Origin of the sequence: Limnohabitans simekii (SeqCode) (genome assembly GCF_965234735.1) — a bacterium.
In the GTDB taxonomy this organism is placed as follows: Bacteria; Pseudomonadota; Gammaproteobacteria; order Burkholderiales; family Burkholderiaceae_C; genus Limnohabitans; species Limnohabitans simekii.
The window spans coordinates 80,651-97,370 of record NZ_OZ248540.1 but is presented as its reverse complement, the minus strand read 5'-3'; the positions used below and the strand labels follow the sequence as shown (position 1 = coordinate 97,370).

Annotated in this window: 18 protein-coding genes and 1 tRNA gene; 8 read left to right on the top strand and 11 right to left on the bottom strand. The window is 51.2% G+C overall.

Features of this window, described 5'->3' with window-relative positions; all coding sequences use genetic code 11:
* Positions 1-19: 19 nt before the first annotated feature.
* From nhaA to AC8GFP_RS00430, 8 genes are all read left to right on the top strand, one after another.
* Positions 20-1,189: a Na+/H+ antiporter NhaA gene (nhaA, locus tag AC8GFP_RS00465; protein ID WP_506609198.1), complete on the top strand. Its 1,170-nt coding sequence runs from the start codon at positions 20-22 to the stop codon at positions 1,187-1,189.
* 233 nt (positions 1,190-1,422) lie between these two features.
* Entirely contained in the window at positions 1,423-2,241 is an 819-nt protein-coding gene (locus tag AC8GFP_RS00460; protein WP_506609196.1) for an ion transporter, read from the top strand.
* A 196-nt stretch (positions 2,242-2,437) separates the two neighbouring features.
* Entirely contained in the window at positions 2,438-3,712 is a 1,275-nt protein-coding gene (locus AC8GFP_RS00455) for an ABC transporter substrate-binding protein (protein WP_506609194.1), read from the top strand.
* 34 nt (positions 3,713-3,746) lie between these two features.
* Positions 3,747-4,652 (top strand): branched-chain amino acid ABC transporter permease, encoded by a 906-nt coding sequence (locus AC8GFP_RS00450; RefSeq protein ID WP_506609192.1) that lies wholly within the window; start codon positions 3,747-3,749, stop codon positions 4,650-4,652.
* Positions 4,649-5,620 carry a branched-chain amino acid ABC transporter permease gene (locus tag AC8GFP_RS00445; protein ID WP_506609190.1) on the top strand — a complete coding sequence of 324 codons (972 nt, stop codon included), beginning with the start codon at positions 4,649-4,651 and terminating at the stop codon, positions 5,618-5,620. The genes AC8GFP_RS00450 and AC8GFP_RS00445 overlap by 4 nt, the downstream gene beginning before the upstream one ends.
* A complete protein-coding gene (locus AC8GFP_RS00440) occupies positions 5,617-6,411 on the top strand; it encodes an SDR family NAD(P)-dependent oxidoreductase (RefSeq protein WP_506609188.1) in 795 nt (264 codons plus the stop codon). Before AC8GFP_RS00445 ends, AC8GFP_RS00440 begins: the two co-directional genes overlap by 4 nt.
* On the top strand, positions 6,411-7,175 hold the full coding sequence (locus AC8GFP_RS00435; protein WP_506609186.1) for an ABC transporter ATP-binding protein: 765 nt from the start codon (positions 6,411-6,413) through the stop codon (positions 7,173-7,175). The genes AC8GFP_RS00440 and AC8GFP_RS00435 overlap by 1 nt, the downstream gene beginning before the upstream one ends.
* A complete protein-coding gene (locus AC8GFP_RS00430; RefSeq protein ID WP_506609184.1) occupies positions 7,159-7,869 on the top strand; it encodes an ABC transporter ATP-binding protein in 711 nt (236 codons plus the stop codon). The genes AC8GFP_RS00435 and AC8GFP_RS00430 overlap by 17 nt, the downstream gene beginning before the upstream one ends.
* A gap of 5 nt (positions 7,870-7,874) precedes the next feature.
* On the opposite strand, the gene AC8GFP_RS00425 is transcribed toward AC8GFP_RS00430, so the two are convergent.
* The 11 genes from AC8GFP_RS00425 to AC8GFP_RS00375 all read right to left on the bottom strand — a co-directional run bounded on the left by AC8GFP_RS00425 (position 7,875) and on the right by AC8GFP_RS00375 (position 16,643).
* Positions 7,875-9,509: a flavin-containing monooxygenase gene (locus AC8GFP_RS00425; protein WP_506609182.1), complete on the bottom strand. Its 1,635-nt coding sequence runs from the start codon at positions 9,507-9,509 to the stop codon at positions 7,875-7,877.
* 448 nt (positions 9,510-9,957) lie between these two features.
* A complete protein-coding gene (locus AC8GFP_RS00420) occupies positions 9,958-10,332 on the bottom strand; it encodes a rhodanese-like domain-containing protein (RefSeq protein ID WP_506609180.1) in 375 nt (124 codons plus the stop codon).
* Positions 10,333-10,443: 111 nt separating this feature from the next.
* Positions 10,444-10,518: transfer RNA gene (locus tag AC8GFP_RS00415), tRNA-Val, on the bottom strand.
* A gap of 69 nt (positions 10,519-10,587) precedes the next feature.
* The gene (gene dnaQ, locus AC8GFP_RS00410; protein WP_506609178.1) at positions 10,588-11,310 is read right to left on the bottom strand and encodes a DNA polymerase III subunit epsilon; all 723 of its coding nucleotides are present in this window, start codon (positions 11,308-11,310) and stop codon (positions 10,588-10,590) included.
* A gap of 4 nt (positions 11,311-11,314) precedes the next feature.
* Positions 11,315-11,653 carry an ISC system 2Fe-2S type ferredoxin gene (gene fdx, locus AC8GFP_RS00405; protein WP_506609176.1) on the bottom strand — a complete coding sequence of 113 codons (339 nt, stop codon included), beginning with the start codon at positions 11,651-11,653 and terminating at the stop codon, positions 11,315-11,317.
* The gene (hscA, locus tag AC8GFP_RS00400; RefSeq protein WP_506609174.1) at positions 11,650-13,509 is read right to left on the bottom strand and encodes a Fe-S protein assembly chaperone HscA; all 1,860 of its coding nucleotides are present in this window, start codon (positions 13,507-13,509) and stop codon (positions 11,650-11,652) included. Before hscA ends, fdx begins: the two co-directional genes overlap by 4 nt.
* Positions 13,510-13,525: 16 nt before the next feature.
* Positions 13,526-14,047, bottom strand: coding sequence for a Fe-S protein assembly co-chaperone HscB (gene hscB, locus AC8GFP_RS00395; protein ID WP_506610506.1), 522 nt, complete (start codon positions 14,045-14,047; stop codon positions 13,526-13,528).
* Positions 14,048-14,076: 29 nt separating this feature from the next.
* Entirely contained in the window at positions 14,077-14,400 is a 324-nt protein-coding gene (gene iscA, locus AC8GFP_RS00390) for an iron-sulfur cluster assembly protein IscA (protein WP_506609172.1), read from the bottom strand.
* 1 nt (position 14,401) lies between these two features.
* Complete coding sequence (gene iscU, locus AC8GFP_RS00385) at positions 14,402-14,788, bottom strand: Fe-S cluster assembly scaffold IscU (protein WP_506609170.1); 387 nt, start codon at positions 14,786-14,788, stop codon at positions 14,402-14,404.
* A 95-nt stretch (positions 14,789-14,883) separates the two neighbouring features.
* Positions 14,884-16,104, bottom strand: coding sequence for an IscS subfamily cysteine desulfurase (locus AC8GFP_RS00380; protein ID WP_506609168.1), 1,221 nt, complete (start codon positions 16,102-16,104; stop codon positions 14,884-14,886).
* 2 nt (positions 16,105-16,106) lie between these two features.
* A complete protein-coding gene (locus AC8GFP_RS00375; RefSeq protein ID WP_506609167.1) occupies positions 16,107-16,643 on the bottom strand; it encodes a Fe-S cluster assembly transcription factor in 537 nt (178 codons plus the stop codon).
* Positions 16,644-16,720: the final 77 nt, after the last annotated feature.

Genomic DNA, 16,720 nt, shown 5'->3' with positions numbered 1-16,720 from the left:
CCCTCTTAAAGAAAGCGCAATGACCAATATTCAGACCCCGTTGTCAAAAACCTTCAATCGCTTTTTTGAGTCGGAGCGATCAAGCGGGATCCTGATCATCGTTTGCACGCTGATTGCATTGATGGTGACCAACTCACCATTTGGCAACGTCTATCTGCATCTCTGGCAACTTGAATTTGCAGGGCTGAGCATCGAACACTGGATCAATGATGGACTGATGGCGGTTTTTTTCTTGTTCGTGGGCCTAGAGTTGCAACGCGAATTGAGCAACGGTGATTTGTCTGACTTCAAGAAAGCCCTGTTGCCCATTTGGGCTGCCGTTGGCGGCATCATGCTTCCAGCCCTTATCCATTTCTTCTTGAATGCCAACACCCCAACACAAGATGGCATTGGTATTCCCATGGCCACCGACATTGCATTTGCGCTGGGTGTTTTGGCGCTGTTGGGCAGTCGAATACCAGATTCCTTGAAAGTTTTTTTGACGGCACTCGCGGTGATCGATGATCTTGGCGCCATCATCGTCATCGCTTTGTTCTACACCGCCAATTTGGCCACCACCAATCTGCTGATGGCCATGACCGTCTTTGTCATATTGCTTTTGATGAACCGTGTTCTTCGCGTGAACAGCTTGACACCTTATCTGGTTGGCGGCGTCATCATGTGGTTTTTCATGTTGAAGTCTGGTGTGCACGCCACCATTGCTGGAGTGATGCTTGCTTTCACCATCCCCTACTCCAACCAACAAGATGATGAAAGCTCGCCCTCACACAAGCTGGAATTTTTCTTGAGCAAGCCAGTGGCTTTCTTGATTCTGCCGGTCTTTGCGTTGGCCAATGCCGGTATCTTGATCGGCGCCAATTGGGCTGATGACCTGAACACTTCGAACAGCTTAGGTATCTTTGCCGGTTTGGTGATCGGCAAGCCTTTAGGCATTTCTTTGTTTGTATTTTTGGCTGTTGCTACCGGGATTTGCAAACTGCCCTCGGACATGAATTGGAAGCATGTGGTTGGCGCTGGCTTGCTGGGCGGCATTGGATTCACCATGTCCATCTTCATCACCAACTTGGCTTTCACCGGGCAAGCTGAATTGATCAACGCTTCCAAAATAGCCATCTTCTTAGCGTCGTTGCTGGCGGGTACCTTGGGCTTTGTCTGGCTCAGATTGCTGGGCAAGTCATCCAGCAATTAGCCTTTGCGCAAACCAAAGCGCATAGATTATTTCGTTCTAATTTTGATGGCCATCTGGACCTCAACGGGTCGCCAAAAAGAGAGGCAGGTCTGAATATTCAGCTTTTGAGCAAGCATAATGGACATGACATTGTTCATTCTGAGGTGTATGTCAGATGACAATGAATGCAGAATCAAAATTCGCTCACCCCAAAGCGAAAACATTGTCAAACCTCAAAATACAGTGAATGACCCATGACAACAACAGCCCAATCCTCCTCTCTGACCCCGCATTGGAAGCAGCATATTGAAGAATTCATGCGTCACAGTTGGGTTCAAAACAGTTTGGTTGTGTTGATCGTTGTGAACGCGATCATCTTGGGTTTAGAAACCAACCAAGGATTGATGGCTTCGTGGGGCAAGGAATTGATCTTGTTAGACCACATTATTCTGGGAATATTTGTTTTTGAAATTGTGATTTTGATAGCGGCAAGAGGTTTGGTTTATTTCAAGGATCCTTGGTGCGCTTTTGATTTCATTGTTGTGGGCATAGCCTTGATACCAGCATCTGGATCGCTGTCGGTTCTTCGCGCCTTTCGCGTTCTGCGTGTGCTTCGTTTGATCAATAAAGTCGAGAGCATGCGAAAGGTTGTGAGCGGGCTGCTCGGATCCCTGCCCGGATTGGGCTCGGTGTTTGGTCTGATCTTGATTATTTTTTACGTTGCCTCAGTGATTGCAACAAATCTTTTCAGAGATCATTTCCCTGCGTTTTTTGGCGACTTGGGCTTGACTGCCTACACTTTGTTTCAAGTCATGACGCTTGAGGGATGGTCTCAAGAAATTGCGCGGCCCATCATGGAAATTTATCCCTACGCCTGGGTGTTTTTCATATCCTTTATTTTGATTGCCACCTTCATTATTTTCAATTTATTCATTGCAGTGATCGTGGACTCCATCACCGCAAACAAAGAAAAAGATGTCCGAGATGAAGTGCACCTCAGCAACATTGAAAACAATTTGAGCGCTATGCGCGACGAAATTTCAGAGCTCAAAAGAATGCTTGAAAAGCGCTGACTGAGGATCAAGTTGAGAGATGTTGAGAGCCTGTTGAGGCGGCGATGGACAGCAGGCCCTGCCATGATGGAACACATGTTCAACGATGCGCGGTCAGCCCTTGTTCCTTCAGTGGTCCAGTGCCATACGCATGCGCACAAAAGTGTTACCCTATACTTCATCTAAAAGATTTATTCTTTTCCAAGGAGACATCAGCATGAATTCAAAAAACGCTCAAGTTTTAAATTCTTCCAAGCGGCGCCTCATGATTCAAACCGCTGCTTCTGTTGCTGGAATCAGCAGCCTTGGTTTCCCCGCCTTATCCTTGGCCCAAAACAAACCTATTCGCGTTGGCATGCCGACCATTTTGTCTGGCAGGGTGGCCATGCTGGGCCAGTCCTCAAGCAATGCTGCCATCATGGAAGTTGAAAAATTCAATGCCAGCGGAGGTTTTGGCGGCCGGAAAATAGAGTTGATCATTCGTGATTCCAAAGGCCAGCCGCAAGAAGCTGCACGTGTTGCGCGTGAACTTGTGACCGCCGATGGCTGTGAAATTTTGATTGATGCAGAGGCCTCTTCGGGTGCCTTTGCTGTTCATGAAGTGGCCCGCGATTTGGGTGTTCTGGTCATCCACACCTGTTCAGAGACATCATCGCTGACGGCTGACCCCAAAATGCGAACGCCCATGTCTTTTCGGTGCGCAAGACAAGGCGTGCACGATGCCATCATTGGTGGCGCTTATGCAGCCAAAGTTGCGAAAGAGAAAAATTTGCGCCGCTGGATGACGTGTTCGCCTGATTACGCTTATGGTCGTGACACAACTGCAGAGTTCGCTGAGTACATCAAGTTTTTCAACAAAGACATTGAGTTTGTGGGTGAGGCTTGGCCCAAGCTGTTTCAAGCGGACTACAGTGAAGTCATCACTCGGCTTCTACAGGTCAATCCTCAGGCTATTTACTCATGCCTTTGGGGCGGGGACTTGACTTCGTTCATTGATCAGGCAAGTATTTATGCACTATTCAGCGGGAAACAGTTCTTTGCTGTCAATACTGCGGACTACGCCGTCTTAACCAATGTCAAGCATGTTCCTGCGGGCCTTCATTCGGGCAACCGTTATTTGCAAAGCTTTCCAAACACCCCAGCAAACACAAGCTGGACAACAAGTTACCAAGGAAAATTCAAGAGTTTGCCGTTGAATTGGGCATGGCAAAACGCGGCCAGTGTGCAATTTTTAACCACCGCCATCAAAAAGGCCAAAAGCACTGATGCTAAAAAAATTGCGCAAGCATTAGACGGTCTGACCATCGACTCCCCCTTTGGTGCGAACGGAAAATTGACCTTGCGAGCCGATGACCATACCTTGGTGGACTATGCGCTGGCATGGGGTGAGTTGTCTGGTAAAGAACCTTTTATGAAATCTCCAGTTCCAGGCAACTGGAAGCAAATCACCGAGCTAGAAGCGGAGTGGAAAAAGCGCAAAGGCTTTGTCTGATGGTCATTCCTATCAGTTTCAACAGGAGCCTTGATTGAATCCGCAAGCACTCTATGAGTGCTTCTCCTCTGCGTCTTGCATCGTTACCCAAATGGGAACCGGTCTGATCATTGGCTCATTGCTTTTTTTGGTCGCAGCAGGATTGACCCTTATTTTTGGCGTGTTGGGTGTCGTCAATTTTGCACATGGCTCTTTTTACATGCTAGGTGCCTACCTTGCCCTGACGGTTTACAGACTGACAGGTCATTTTGCTATAGCCGTGATTGCAGCAGGCATCGGTGTCGGTTTGTTTGGATTGGTTTTTGAGCGATTCCTCATGCGAAGGGTCTACAAGGCTGACGTGCTGATGCAACTCTTGGTTTGTTATGCGGTTGTGCTGATCATGGACGATGTCGTCAAAATTATTTGGGGTGCAGAATTTTTGTCCATGGGCATGCCAGAAGCGTTTCAAGCGCCGCCGTTTTTCATTGCAGGCGGCGTGGTCCCGGTGTTTTATGTTTACCTCATTGCTGCAGCTATTTTGATTGCGATTGTGTTGTGGGCTATTTTGACTTTTTCTCGCACTGGAAAGATCATTCGTGCAGCTGCTCAAAATCCAACCATGACTTCGGCATTGGGTATCAATACCAGCCTGATCTATGCTGCAGTCTTCGCTTTTGGCGGCGTGCTTGCTGGTTTGGCTGGCGGATTGGCTGCTCCTGTTCGTTCTATGTCTCCCGGCATGGGCTTTTCCATTCTGATTGAGTCATTCATTGTGACGGTCATTGGCGGCATGGGTTCTGTGAGCGGCGCATTGTTGGGCGCTTTGTTGATCGGACTCATACGTTCATTTGGCACCATAGGCTTTCCTCTCTTTGTAGAGGGCTTGATGTTTTTAGCAATGGTGCTGATCTTGATTTTGCGGCCCAATGGTTTGCTCGGCAAAGAAACCCGAGCATGAAATCGCACAACACCTTGCGACGAGATATCTTGTGGGCTCTGGCTGCGCTCTTGATTTTGTCTGCACTGCCTTTGCTAACCCAGTCCAGGGTGACACTTGATTTCGTCATCCGTTTGGCCGCCCTGGGTATTTTTGCGACTTCCCTGAATATTTTGGTGGGCTATGGCGGCATGGTTTCGTTTGGCCATGCGATGTTCTTTGGTAGCGGTGCCTATGTATTTGGTTTGCTGATGCAAAAAACAGAAGCTTCCATTCCGATGGCCATTTTGGGAGCTGTTGCTTTCAGCGGCCTCTTGGGGTTGCTGATTGGTGCCATCTGTGTGCGTTTGAAAGAAATCTATTTTTCTTTTTTGACCTTGGCTTTTCAAATGCTGATACACAGTGTTATTTTGACCTGGACGTCTTTGACAGGCGGAGACCAAGGCTTGATGGGTGGCATTCCACGCCCTCCTTTTTTAGGCATCAATTTGTCTGACCACAATACGCTTTATTTATTTGCTTGTGTTGTGGGCGTGTTCTGCTTGTTATTGATGAGAGTCATTTTGCAGTCACCCTTTGGGGCCACTTTGCGAATGGTCCGCGATAACGCTGAGCGTGCCGCATTTTTGGGTATAGATGTTTGGCGAATCAAACTCTATGCATTCATATTGGCCAGTTGCATGGCCAGTGTCGGCGGTGTCTTGATGGCGCTCTTTGTGTCTGGTGCATTCCCCGATTTTGGTTACTGGACCATGTCAGGTGATGCGATTTTCATGATCATGATGGGTGGATTGCATGTATTCACAGGGCCTGTTGTGGGCGCTGGTTTATTGCTGCTATTCAATGACGTCATCACCCGCACCACCCAATACCATGGCTTGGCTTTGGGCCTGGCCGTTCTTTTGTTTGCACTGGGTTTCAAGCGGGGCATCATGGATTTTTGTATTGAACTGCTGCAAAAAACAAATCGAAAGGGTGGCAAAACATGAACCCCAACAAATTAAGTGTGGTGACCGGAGCCGCCAGCGGCATTGGTGCCGCTTGTGTGCGGCATTTGGTGGCACGAGGTGACACTGTTGTTGCACTTGATTTGCCTGGCACTTGGTCTGAAGCCGACACACATCAAACTGGTGTGGCTGCTTTTTACCCTTGCGATGTGTTGCAAGAGTCGATGGTGCGTGAAGTCGAGGCCTTGGTGTTTCAAAACCACGGGGCGGTTTCTGGCTTGGTCAACAGCGCGGGCATCTTGCAACGAAAATTGCCACCAGAGCAACTTGACATGGCTGAGTGGGACAAAGTGATTGCGGTTGATCAACGCGGAACTTACTTGTGTTGCGCTGTTTTTGGCGCTCGCATGGCGGCCCTTGGTCATGGTGCCATTGTCAATATTGCTTCCATCACCGGCTCGCGATCCATTCCTTTGCACGCTTATGCACCAGCCAAGGCTGCTGTCATTTCAATCACGGCCTGCCTGGCTGCCGAATGGGGTCGATCTGGGGTCAGAATCAACGCTGTTTCACCAGGCTACACCTTGACGGAAGGCTTGCAAGCGGCGATTGACAGGGGTGACCGCAACCCAGCGGATCTTCATGCCCAATCAGCCATGGGCCGCATGGTGAGGCCTGAAGAGGTGGCGGAAGCCATCGGTTTTTTGCTTTCACCCGCCGCCTCTGCCATCACGGGTATCAACCTGCCCGTTGATTGCGGCTGGTTGGCTGGCTCAACTTGGCAGACCTATGGCGGCGTTCCAGCTGCGCGAACCTTGGATGGTGTCTGCTGATGCTGCGCATAGAACACTTGAGCAAATCCTTTGGTGGCGTGACGGCCACTTCGGATGTTTCAATGAATTTCCCCAGTGGTTCTTTGTCGGCCGTGATTGGCCCCAACGGTGCTGGTAAGACCACTTTTTTCAATCTCATTTCAGGTGCTTTGCAACCTGATGCTGGCAAGATTTTGCTTGAGGATGAAAATATTGTGGGCTTGTCCAGCAGTGAAATCATCCGCAAAGGTATTGGCAGAGCCTTCCAGGTTGCCAAGCTTTTTAAAACATTGACTGTCGAAGAATCTTTACGAGGTGCTTTTCAATCCCCTTTGGGGAAATCAGCGCAGATGCATGGTCGTTTTCCCCTGAGCCAAACCCGTGACCGAGCCATGGAGGTCATGGAGCTTTTGGGTTTGCAGCACAAGGCTGATGTGGTCAGTGGCAACCTGTCGCATGGCGATCAAAAACTCCTAGATATTGCGCTGGCTTTGGTGCTGCGGCCTAAAGTTTTGCTGCTCGATGAGCCTGTGGCCGGTATGGGCCCCGAGGAGAGGACGCAGATGATCGATACGGTCTATTCGCTTTGGAAGAAAGGTGGACTGACCATTGTTTTGATCGAGCACGATATGGACGTTGTATTTCGCATTGCTCAGCACATTTATGTTTTGTCCTACGGTCAATTACTTGCGCAAGGCTCTGCCGAGCAAATCCAAAACAACCCCGATGTGATAGAGGCCTACTTAGGCACACTCAAAGAGCTTGCCCATGAACGTCATGCTTGATGTTGACGGATTGAATGTCCATTACGGCAGCAGTCAGGTTTTGTTTGGCCTGCAACTGAAAGTGCACCATGGCGAAACCTTGGCGCTGTTGGGACGAAACGGCGCAGGAAAAAGCACGAGCATGAAAGCCATTGCTGGCATCATTGCATCAACGGATGGCCGCATGCGATTCAATGACAAAAACATCTCCGGCATGCCTTCACACTTGATTGCCAGAGCCGGTATTGGTTTTGTCCCTGAGGACAGGCAGATATTTACGGGCTTGTCTGTTGAAGACAATTTGATCATCGGTGCAAAGCTGGGACAACAAGGTGAGCAGGTCTGGACGCTTGATCGGGTCTATCAGATGTTGCCCTTGTTGTATCCCTTGAGGCAACGCATGGGTGGTTTGCTGTCTGGCGGTGAGCAGCAAATGCTGACCATAGGGCGGGCTTTGATGGGGAACCCAAGCTTGCTGCTTCTTGACGAGCCCAGCGAGGGACTTGCACCCATCATGGTTCAAAAAATTGGTGAATTGATTGAAAACTTGCGTGAGCTTGGTACCACCATCGTTTTGGCCGAGCAAAACTTGCATTTTTGCCTGGGCTTGGCTGACCGTGCTGTTGTGATTGACAAGGGCTGCGATGTGTTTGTCGGCAATATTGCAGAACTCAACGCCAATGCGGAAATCAAAAAACGCTATCTGTCGGTCTGACTTGTTTATTCAGACCCCAACTTGAATCCGACATAACCGTTGTTCACGATCTCTTCACACGTTTTTCTGTAACGCAAGAAGCCACCAGGATACGGCATGAATACACGCGGTTTGCCAGGAACATTGGCACCCAAATACCAAGAATGCTTGGCCTGGGGAAGCAGCGTTTCATTGGCAGCTGCGTTGACCGTTTCAACCCAGCTTTCACTGACATCTTGGCCCGCCTCAATGAAATCCAGCTTGTTTTTTTGCAGGTGCTCGATGCAGTTCGTGATCCATTCCACATGATGCTCGATGGCAGGCGGCATATTGCATAAAACAGATGGACTACCAGGGCCAGTGATGGTGAACATATTCGGAAAACCAGGAACTTGAAGACCCAGGTAATTGATGGGGCCCGCCTGCCAAGCCTTTTGCAAGCTCAAGCCATGTCGACCTTGAATGTCCATCTTCAACAAAGAGCCCGTCATGGCATCAAAGCCTGTTGCAAAAACGATGATGTCCAAATTGAATTCAGCGCTGCTGGTTTTGATGCCTCGCGGCGTGATGCACTCAATGGGCGTATCACGGAGGTTGACCAAATCGACATGCGCTGCATTGAAGGTTTCGAAATAACCGCTGTCAATAGGCGGGCGCTTTGCAGCAAACGGATGGTCTATGTCGCTGAGCTGCTCTGCCTTGACAGGATCGGTGACAGTCTGGCGAATTTTGTGGCGTATGAAATCTGCTGCTGTACGGTTTGAATCAGGGTTTTGCAGCAAATCTTTGAATGTCGCACGAAACTGTAGTCCGCCTTTTTGCCATGCATCTTCATAAATTTGGTGACGCTCTTCTTCGCTGACGTCATGGACCAAGCGCTCTGAAATACGAAATGGGTGGGCATTGGTGTTGGTTGTCATCACTTCGCGAAAGTGCGAGGCATTTTCCTTTGCATAGCGCTTAAAGGAATCATCCAGCGGCTTATTTCGAGCAGGTATGCTGTAATTGGCTGTTCGCTGAAACACGGTCAGGTGCTTGGCTTTTTCGGCAATGACCGGGATAGCTTGGATGCCAGTTGATCCCGTTCCTATGACGCCAACTTTTTTGCCAGAGAAATCCACACCCTCATGCGGCCACTCACCCGTGTGAAACCAATCGCCCGCAAATGTATCCAGTCCCGAAATACTTGGAATATTGGCGGAGGACAAGCAACCCACAGCCGTGATGAAAAACTTGGCCAAATAGGTTTGACCTGTATCGGTCCTGATGAGCCAACGGTTGTTTGTGTCTGAATAATGTGCGCTTTGTACTTTGGTGCCCAGCACAATATCGGGTCGCAAGTTGAAACGGTCTGCAACGTGATCAAGGTAGCGCAAAATTTCGGGTTGCTGAGGGTAACGCTCAGACCATTCCCATTCATCCAATAATTCTTTCGAAAAATAGTAAGCGTAGGAGTGGCTTTCAGAATCACATCGTGCGCCAGGGTAGCGATTCCAGTACCAGGTGCCTCCAACACCTTGAGCGGAGTCCAATACTTTGACGGACAAACCCAGCTTGTCACGAAGAAGCAGTAATTGATACAAGCCCGAAAAGCCTGCACCGACCACTAAAGCGTCAACTGACAAGGGGGAAGAAGGCACTGGCGGTTGGCTATTTTTCATAGGAGGATTTCAAAATGATAGCCTTATTCAAGCTGGATCGGTTGCGCCGATTCAAAAAATGCGCGAAAGATGATCCATCTCATTTGAATACGCCAACTCCTGTATTATTTCACTGCAGAACAATGATTCATATTGAAAAAACCTGCTCTATCCCTTTGGTTCAAATGACGAGGGAAGACCGAACTTCCCTTGAGACCATCCAATTGTTCAATCTGCCTCGTGAAAAAAGGAGCACCGATGACTGAAGACCCCAGATGCTGTGGAACTGGTACCTGCATCATCAACGAAGAAGGCGTTTGCTGGTGTGGCCAAACCTGGGATGGTGAAAAGATGTGCATGCCTACAGCCCTCAAAAATGAGTCACCTCAAGAAACAACGAACACCGTTGATCCTGAATGATGGTCACAGCCCCTTGACTCAATTCAATCTCAACAAGCCGAAGAAATCTTTATGGCTTTGCAGGCGATTCAAAAGTCCAACCGCGTTTGGCCCATTCGCTCATCCCGCCACGTACATACTCCACATTGGTAAATCCGCGAGCGCGAAGTTCTTTGGCAACAGCACTTGAGCGATTTTGTGTATTGCATATCAAAAGTACTCGCGAATCAGCAGTCCTGGGTAATTCGTTGAGCCGAGATGCCAGCGTACTCATGGGAATCAACTTCATCCCTTTGGCTACGCCAGTCGCATGCTCATCAGGTTCGCGAATATCCAAGACTGTCACGCTGCTATTGCCAACCAACGAGCGTGCCTCATCCAAACTGACTTGTGCATGAGAAACACTAACCAGGGTAGTCAATAAAAAGATGGGAATGAGTTTCATGCTTTTAAAAATCAGAAATCGAATGCCAAGGGCATCTGAGATCGAGGCTGCAACCACCCGAGCGCATTTGCCTTGACTGGCTCAAGACTCCGGCATGAAACAGGAAATTTCTGGTGCGTGGTGAGGGTTTCGAACCCCCGACCCCCGCCGTGTGAAGGCGATGCTCTACCACTGAGCTAACCACGCGAACTGCTGTTGAAGCAGGGCTGTATTCTGTCACAAAAATGAGCGTTTTGAAGCCAGTCCCTTGATGCGTCAGGGCGCTGATGCCGAACTTGGAGCCATGCGCCACAAAGTCTTGCCACCGCTGGCTTTGTCGATCTGATCCAGCACACCTTCATGTGCCAGCAATTCTTCAGCTGTAGGACTGATCACAGGACAATTGACCTCGCTGTAATCCCGACGTGCTGCTGGTTTTCCAGTGGCGTCTCGCGCATCATCTTGGTCGATCAGCAGTCCATCTTGGCCACGCGAGAGATTGATGTAGACATCGGCCAACAACTCGGCATCCAGCAAAGCACCATGCAGCGTGCGAGCGGCGTTGCTGACGCCCAATCGTTCGCACAAGGCGTCCAGTGAATTGCGTTTGCCGGGGTAAATTTCTTTGGCCATGGCCAAGGTGTCCATCACCTTCCCCACATGCTCTTTGAAAGGGGGGTGACCCGCCAACTCCAGCTCTTTGTTCAAAAAGCCCAAGTCGAAAGGTGCGTTGTGAATGATGACGTCTGCGCCCTTCACATAGGCCAAAAACTCATCCACGATTTGCGCGAACTTGGGTTTGTCTTGCAAAAACTCGGTGGTGATGCCGTGCACATTCAGCGCTTCTTCGTGACTGTCGCGCTCTGGGTTGATGTAGTAATGAAAATTGCGGCCGGTGAGTTTGCGGTGCATCAATTCCACACAGCCCAGCTCCAGGATACGGTCACCGTTGTCAGGTGACAGTCCGGTTGTTTCGGTGTCCAACACAATCAGACGCATGGCTTCAGTGGTTTTCTTTGGCGTGGTTGATGGTGTAGCGCGGAATCTCAATCACGAGGTTCTGCTGTGCCACCACCGATTGGCAACTCAGGCGCGAATTCGGCTCCAGGCCCCAAGCGCGGTCGAGTAAATCTTCTTCCAGTTCTTCGGTCTCGTTCAAGCTGGCAAAGCCTTCGCGCACCACCACGTGGCAGGTGGTGCAAGCGCAGCTCATGTCGCAGGCGTGTTCGATGTTGATCCCGTTGTCCAGCAAGGCTTCGCAAATGGTGTTGCCAGGAAGCGTGTGGATTTCTTTGCCCTCGGGGCACAACTCCACGTGTGGGAGTATTTTGATGATGGTCATGACATGGCCCCAATGTGTTTACCCGCCAGGGCTTTGCGAATACCGTCGTTCATCCGTGCCGCGGCAAAAGCTTCGGTGCCTTTGGCCAAAGCTTCGGTCGCGGCTTCAATGTCGGCAGGCACCTCCGAGGTTTTGATGGCCAATACCGCGGCCATCAGCTGTTGAATATGTGCTTGTTCGTCTTGTGTCAGCAACTGCGCATCAGCTTGCAAGGCGCTTTGTGTGGCCAACCACATGCGGTCGGCTTCCAAACGCGCTTCAGCCAAAGAACGCGCGTTCTTGTCAAACTCGGCGGTGTGAAAACTGTCTTGCAACATGGCGGCAATCTGCTCGTCGGACAACCCATAGCTGGGTTTGACGTCAATCTGGGCCTGCACACCGCTTTTGGTCTCCACGGCGCTCACGCTGAGCAAGCCATCGGCGTCCACCGTGAAAGTGACGCGAATACGGGCCGAACCTGCGGCCATGGGCGGGATGCCCTTCAATTCAAACCGCGCCAAACTGCGGCAGTCTTTCACCAGATCACGCTCGCCTTGCAGCACATGAAGGGCCAAGGCGGTTTGTCCGTCTTGGTAGGTGGTGAAGTCCTGGGCCATGGCGGTGGGAATGGTTTGGTTGCGCGGCACGATGCGTTCGACCAAGCCACCCATGGTTTCAATGCCCAATGAGAGTGGGATCACATCCAACAACAGCAGTTCACCATCGGGGTTGTTGCCACTGAGTTGGTTGGCTTGAATGGCCGCACCAATGGCCACCACTTCATCCGGGTTCAAATTGTTCAAAGGCGTGCAGTTCAAAAGCGCCGCCACCGCACTTTGCACATGCGGCATGCGGGTCGAGCCGCCCACCATCACCACGCCCTGAATGTCTTCTGCTTTCAAACCGGCATCGCGCAGGGCTTTTTTCACAGCTTGCAAGGTTTTTTGGGTGAGTGCTTGAGCACGTTGTTCAAAGTCGGTGCGTTGAATGGTTGTGGTCAATAAACCATCGGAGAGCGTTGCACCGAACACCGCATGGTCGCTTGCAGAAAGTTGTTCTTTGCAGGCGCGGGCAGCGCTCAACAACAAACTGGCGTCCACCGGGTTCAAAACTTGACGCTGGCTTTGTTCAAGCGCGAGTTCAAGCAAGCAACGGTCGTAGTCGTCACCACCCAAGGCCGAGTCACCGCCAGTGGACAAGACCTCGAACACACCACGACTCATGCGCAGAATGGAAATATCAAAGGTACCGCCACCCAAGTCGTAAACCGCATAAACGCCTTCGCTGGCATTGTCCAAACCATAGGCAATCGCGGCAGCAGTGGGTTCGTTGATCAGGCGCAGCACATTCAGACCCGCCATTTGAGCCGCATCTTTGGTGGCCTGGCGTTGCGCATCGTCAAAGTAGGCTGGCACGGTGATGACAGCGCCATGGATGTCGTCGTTGAACGTGTCTTCGGCACGTTGACGCAGGCTGGCCAAAATCTCGGCACTCACTTCCACCGGCGACTTCAAACCATGCAAGGTGTTCAAGCTCAGCATGCCGGGTTGATCCACAAACGCGTACGGAAAATGGTCGGGGTGGGGCAAGTCTTTCAAACCTCTTCCCATGAAACGCTTGACCGACACGATGGTGTTGGCTGGGTCTTGGGATTGCGAGGCCAAGGCAGCAGCGCCGATCAAACGCTTGCCTTCAGGCAAATAGCGCACCGCCGACGGCAAGATGGCATGGCCTTGTTCATCAGGCAGGCATTCAGCCACACCATTGCGCACACTGGCCACCAAGGAATGGGTGGTGCCCAAGTCGATGCCAATGGCGATCCGTCTGGCGTGGGGATCTGGTGCTTGACCAGGTTCAGAAATTTGCAGCAAAGCCATGGTGGGTATTTTGCCCTCAGGCATCTTCCAGTCGATCGAGGCGGTTGTTCAAGTCTTCTTCGAAGCGTTCGATGAACATCAGCGCCCTCACCTCTTGCACTGCGGCCATCCAGTTCTTATCGATGTCCAAGCTTTGGGCACATCGTTGCAACGCGGATTGTTTGGCGTCGTGAATCTCAGATTGCAATGTAGTGAAGGCCGCTTCGGTTTGGGCCTCATCCAAATCTTCGCGCCACTGCATTTGTTGCATCAAAAAAACAGCAGGCATGCTGGTGTTGTCTTCGGCTTGCAAAGGCGCACCATGCAGCTCGCACAAATAAGCGGCGCGGCGCAACGGGTTTTTCAAGCGCTGGTAGGCCTCGTTGACCCGCACCGACCATTGCATGGCCAAGCGCTTGTCAGCGGGTCCTTGCGAGGCGAATTGGTCAGGGTGCACTTGCTTCTGCAAGGCTTTCCACTGCGCATCCAACTGGTTGCGATTCAATTCAAATTGCGTGGGCAACTCGAACAATTCAAAGTCGGTGGCCGCCAAAGACAGCGGTTGCTTCAACGAACCAGCGCTTTTCATCAGACTCGGAAAGACTCGCCGCAGCCGCAACGATCACGCTCGTTGGGATTGTTGAATTTGAAGCCTTCGTTCAGGCCTTCACGCACGAAGTCAAGTTCGGTGCCGTCTAAATAAGCCAGGCTTTTGGGATCGATCAGGATCTTCAGGCCATGGGTTTCAAAGACCACGTCTTCTGCTGTGAGGTCGTCCACATATTCGAGCTTGTAAGCCAAGCCCGAGCAACCCGTGGTCTTGACGCCCAAGCGCACGCCCACACCCTTGCCTCGTTTGCTGAGGTAGCGATTGACATGCCGCGCTGCGGATTCGGTCATGGAGACAGACATATCAGTGAACGTGTTTCTTTTTGTAATCTTCCACAGCTGCTTTGATGGCATCTTCAGCCAAGATGGAGCAATGGATTTTCACGGGAGGCAAGGCCAATTCCTGTGCGATTTCGCTGTTTTTCAAGGCAGCGGCTTGGTCCAGGGTTTTACCCTTGACCCATTCGGTGACCAGTGAAGAAGAGGCAATGGCGGAGCCGCAACCATAGGTTTTGAAACGCGCATCTTCAATCACGCCGGTTTGCGGGTTCACCTTGATTTGCAGCTTCATCACGTCGCCGCAAGCTGGTGCGCCCACCATGCCGGTGCCCACTGAATCGTCACCTTTGTCAAAAGAACCCACGTTGCGGGGATTTTCGTAGTGGTCCACCACTTTTTCTGAATATGCCATCTCGATTACCTCTTTATCTCAAAACATTCAACATTTGTCCGCTTATTCACCAATGACCCAAAGCAACAAAACCATGGGTCATTTTGACGATGAGGTCAGTGCGCGGCCCATTGGATGGTGCTCATGTCAATGCCCTCTTTGTACATGTCCCACAAAGGGCTCAGGTCACGCAGTTTGCTGACATTGGTGCGAATGGTGCTGATCGCATAGTCGATTTCTTCTTCAGTGGAGAAACGACCGATGGTCATGCGCAAACTGCTGTGCGCGAGTTCATCGCTGCGACCCAAGGCCCGCAACACATAGCTGGGCTCTAAGCTGGCCGAGGTGCATGCTGAGCCTGAAGAAACAGCCAAGCCTTTGATGCCCATGATGAGGGACTCACCCTCGACATAGTTGAAGCTGATGTTCAGGTTGTGCGGCACACGCTGGGTCAGATGACCATTGACAAAGACTTGCTCCATGTCTTGCAAGCCCGCCAACAAGCGCTGTTGCAAATGACGGGCCTTGGCCACGTCTTGGGCCATTTCCAATTTGGCGATGCGAAAGGCCTCGCCCATGCCCACGCACTGGTGGGTGGGCAGCGTGCCACTGCGCATGCCGCGCTCGTGACCACCACCGTGCATTTGAGCTTCCAAACGCACACGCGGTTTGCGGCGCACATACAGAGCACCAATGCCTTTGGGGCCATAGGTTTTGTGGGAGGCCAAGCTCATCAAATCGATGGGCAGCTTGGTCATGTCAATCTCGACCTTGCCGGTGGATTGGGCTGCATCGACGTGAAAGATGATGCCGCGCTCGCGGCACATGTTGCCAATCGTCACGATGTCTTGAATGACGCCGATTTCATTGTTGACATGCATCACGCTGATGAGCGATGTGTCGGGACGGATCGCGTCTTTCAACTTGTTCAAGTCGAGCAAGCCGTCTTCTTGCACATCCAGGTAGGTGACTTCAAAACCTTGGCGCTCGAGTTCACGCATGGTGTCGAGCACGGCTTTGTGCTCGGTTTTCACCGTGATGAGGTGCTTGCCCTTGGTTTTGTAGAACTGCGCTGCGCCTTTGATGGCCAAGTTGTTCGACTCGGTGGCGCCAGAGGTCCAAACGATTTCACGCGGATCAGCACCAATCAGGTCGGCCACGTGAACGCGGGCTTTTTCAACGGCTTCTTCAGCTTCCCAGCCCCAGGCATGGCTGCGGGAAGCGGGGTTGCCGAAATGCTCGCGCAACCAAGGGATCATGGCTTCAACCACCCGTTCATCACAAGGATTGGTGGCACCGTAATCCAAGTAAATCGGGAAATGCGGGGTCATGTCCATGATCAGCCTTTGACGAACACATTGCCCAAAGCGAACACCGAATTGGGAGCGTTGACGCGAATGGGTTTGACCACGGGCGCTGAAGAAATGGCGCGTTTGTGCATCGGTTTGTCTTCGACTTGCAAGCCTTTGGCCAATTGCTCGTCCACCAATTTTTGCAAATGCACTGAACTCAAAAAGTCGATCATGCGCTGGTTCAAATTGGTCCAGAGCTCGTGTGTCATGCAGCGACCGGTTTCGCCGAGACAGTTTTCTTTGCCACCGCAATGGGTGGCGTCGATGGGTTCATCCACCGACAAAATGATGTCCGCCACAGAAATTTCAATCGCTTTACGGCCCAGGGTGTAACCACCGCCGGGTCCTCTGGTGGACTCGACCAGGTTTTGGCGGCGCAATTTGCCAAACAACTGCTCGAGATAGGACAGGGAAATTTGTTGGCGTTGGCTGATGGCAGCCAAGGTCACGGGACCATTGTTTTGGCGCAAAGCCAAGTCAATCATGGCGGTGACGGCGAAACGACCTTTGGTGGTAAGACGCATGGTGAACTCCTTGATGGTCTATGTCGACTGGATTTGTCAACTATAGCAGAAGACCAATCAAATCAGTCGGGATTAAA

Coding starts and splice junctions, on each gene's coding strand:
- iscA (WP_506609172.1), bottom strand. CDS start 14,400: ATGTCTGTCTCCATGACCGAATCCGCAGCGCGGCATGTCAATCGCTAC.
- fdx (WP_506609176.1), bottom strand. CDS start 11,653: ATGACCATCATCAAAATACTCCCACACGTGGAGTTGTGCCCCGAGGGC.
- hscA (WP_506609174.1), bottom strand. CDS start 13,509: ATGGCTTTGCTGCAAATTTCTGAACCTGGTCAAGCACCAGATCCCCAC.
- AC8GFP_RS00460 (WP_506609196.1), top strand. CDS start 1,423: ATGACAACAACAGCCCAATCCTCCTCTCTGACCCCGCATTGGAAGCAG.
- AC8GFP_RS00375 (WP_506609167.1), bottom strand. CDS start 16,643: ATGCGTCTTACCACCAAAGGTCGTTTCGCCGTCACCGCCATGATTGAC.
- AC8GFP_RS00435 (WP_506609186.1), top strand. CDS start 6,411: ATGCTGCGCATAGAACACTTGAGCAAATCCTTTGGTGGCGTGACGGCC.
- AC8GFP_RS00455 (WP_506609194.1), top strand. CDS start 2,438: ATGAATTCAAAAAACGCTCAAGTTTTAAATTCTTCCAAGCGGCGCCTC.
- AC8GFP_RS00420 (WP_506609180.1), bottom strand. CDS start 10,332: ATGAAACTCATTCCCATCTTTTTATTGACTACCCTGGTTAGTGTTTCT.
- nhaA (WP_506609198.1), top strand. CDS start 20: ATGACCAATATTCAGACCCCGTTGTCAAAAACCTTCAATCGCTTTTTT.
- AC8GFP_RS00445 (WP_506609190.1), top strand. CDS start 4,649: ATGAAATCGCACAACACCTTGCGACGAGATATCTTGTGGGCTCTGGCT.
- dnaQ (WP_506609178.1), bottom strand. CDS start 11,310: ATGCGTCTGATTGTGTTGGACACCGAAACAACCGGACTGTCACCTGAC.
- AC8GFP_RS00425 (WP_506609182.1), bottom strand. CDS start 9,509: ATGAAAAATAGCCAACCGCCAGTGCCTTCTTCCCCCTTGTCAGTTGAC.
- AC8GFP_RS00380 (WP_506609168.1), bottom strand. CDS start 16,104: ATGGACATGACCCCGCATTTCCCGATTTACTTGGATTACGGTGCCACC.
- iscU (WP_506609170.1), bottom strand. CDS start 14,788: ATGGCATATTCAGAAAAAGTGGTGGACCACTACGAAAATCCCCGCAAC.
- AC8GFP_RS00440 (WP_506609188.1), top strand. CDS start 5,617: ATGAACCCCAACAAATTAAGTGTGGTGACCGGAGCCGCCAGCGGCATT.
- AC8GFP_RS00430 (WP_506609184.1), top strand. CDS start 7,159: ATGAACGTCATGCTTGATGTTGACGGATTGAATGTCCATTACGGCAGC.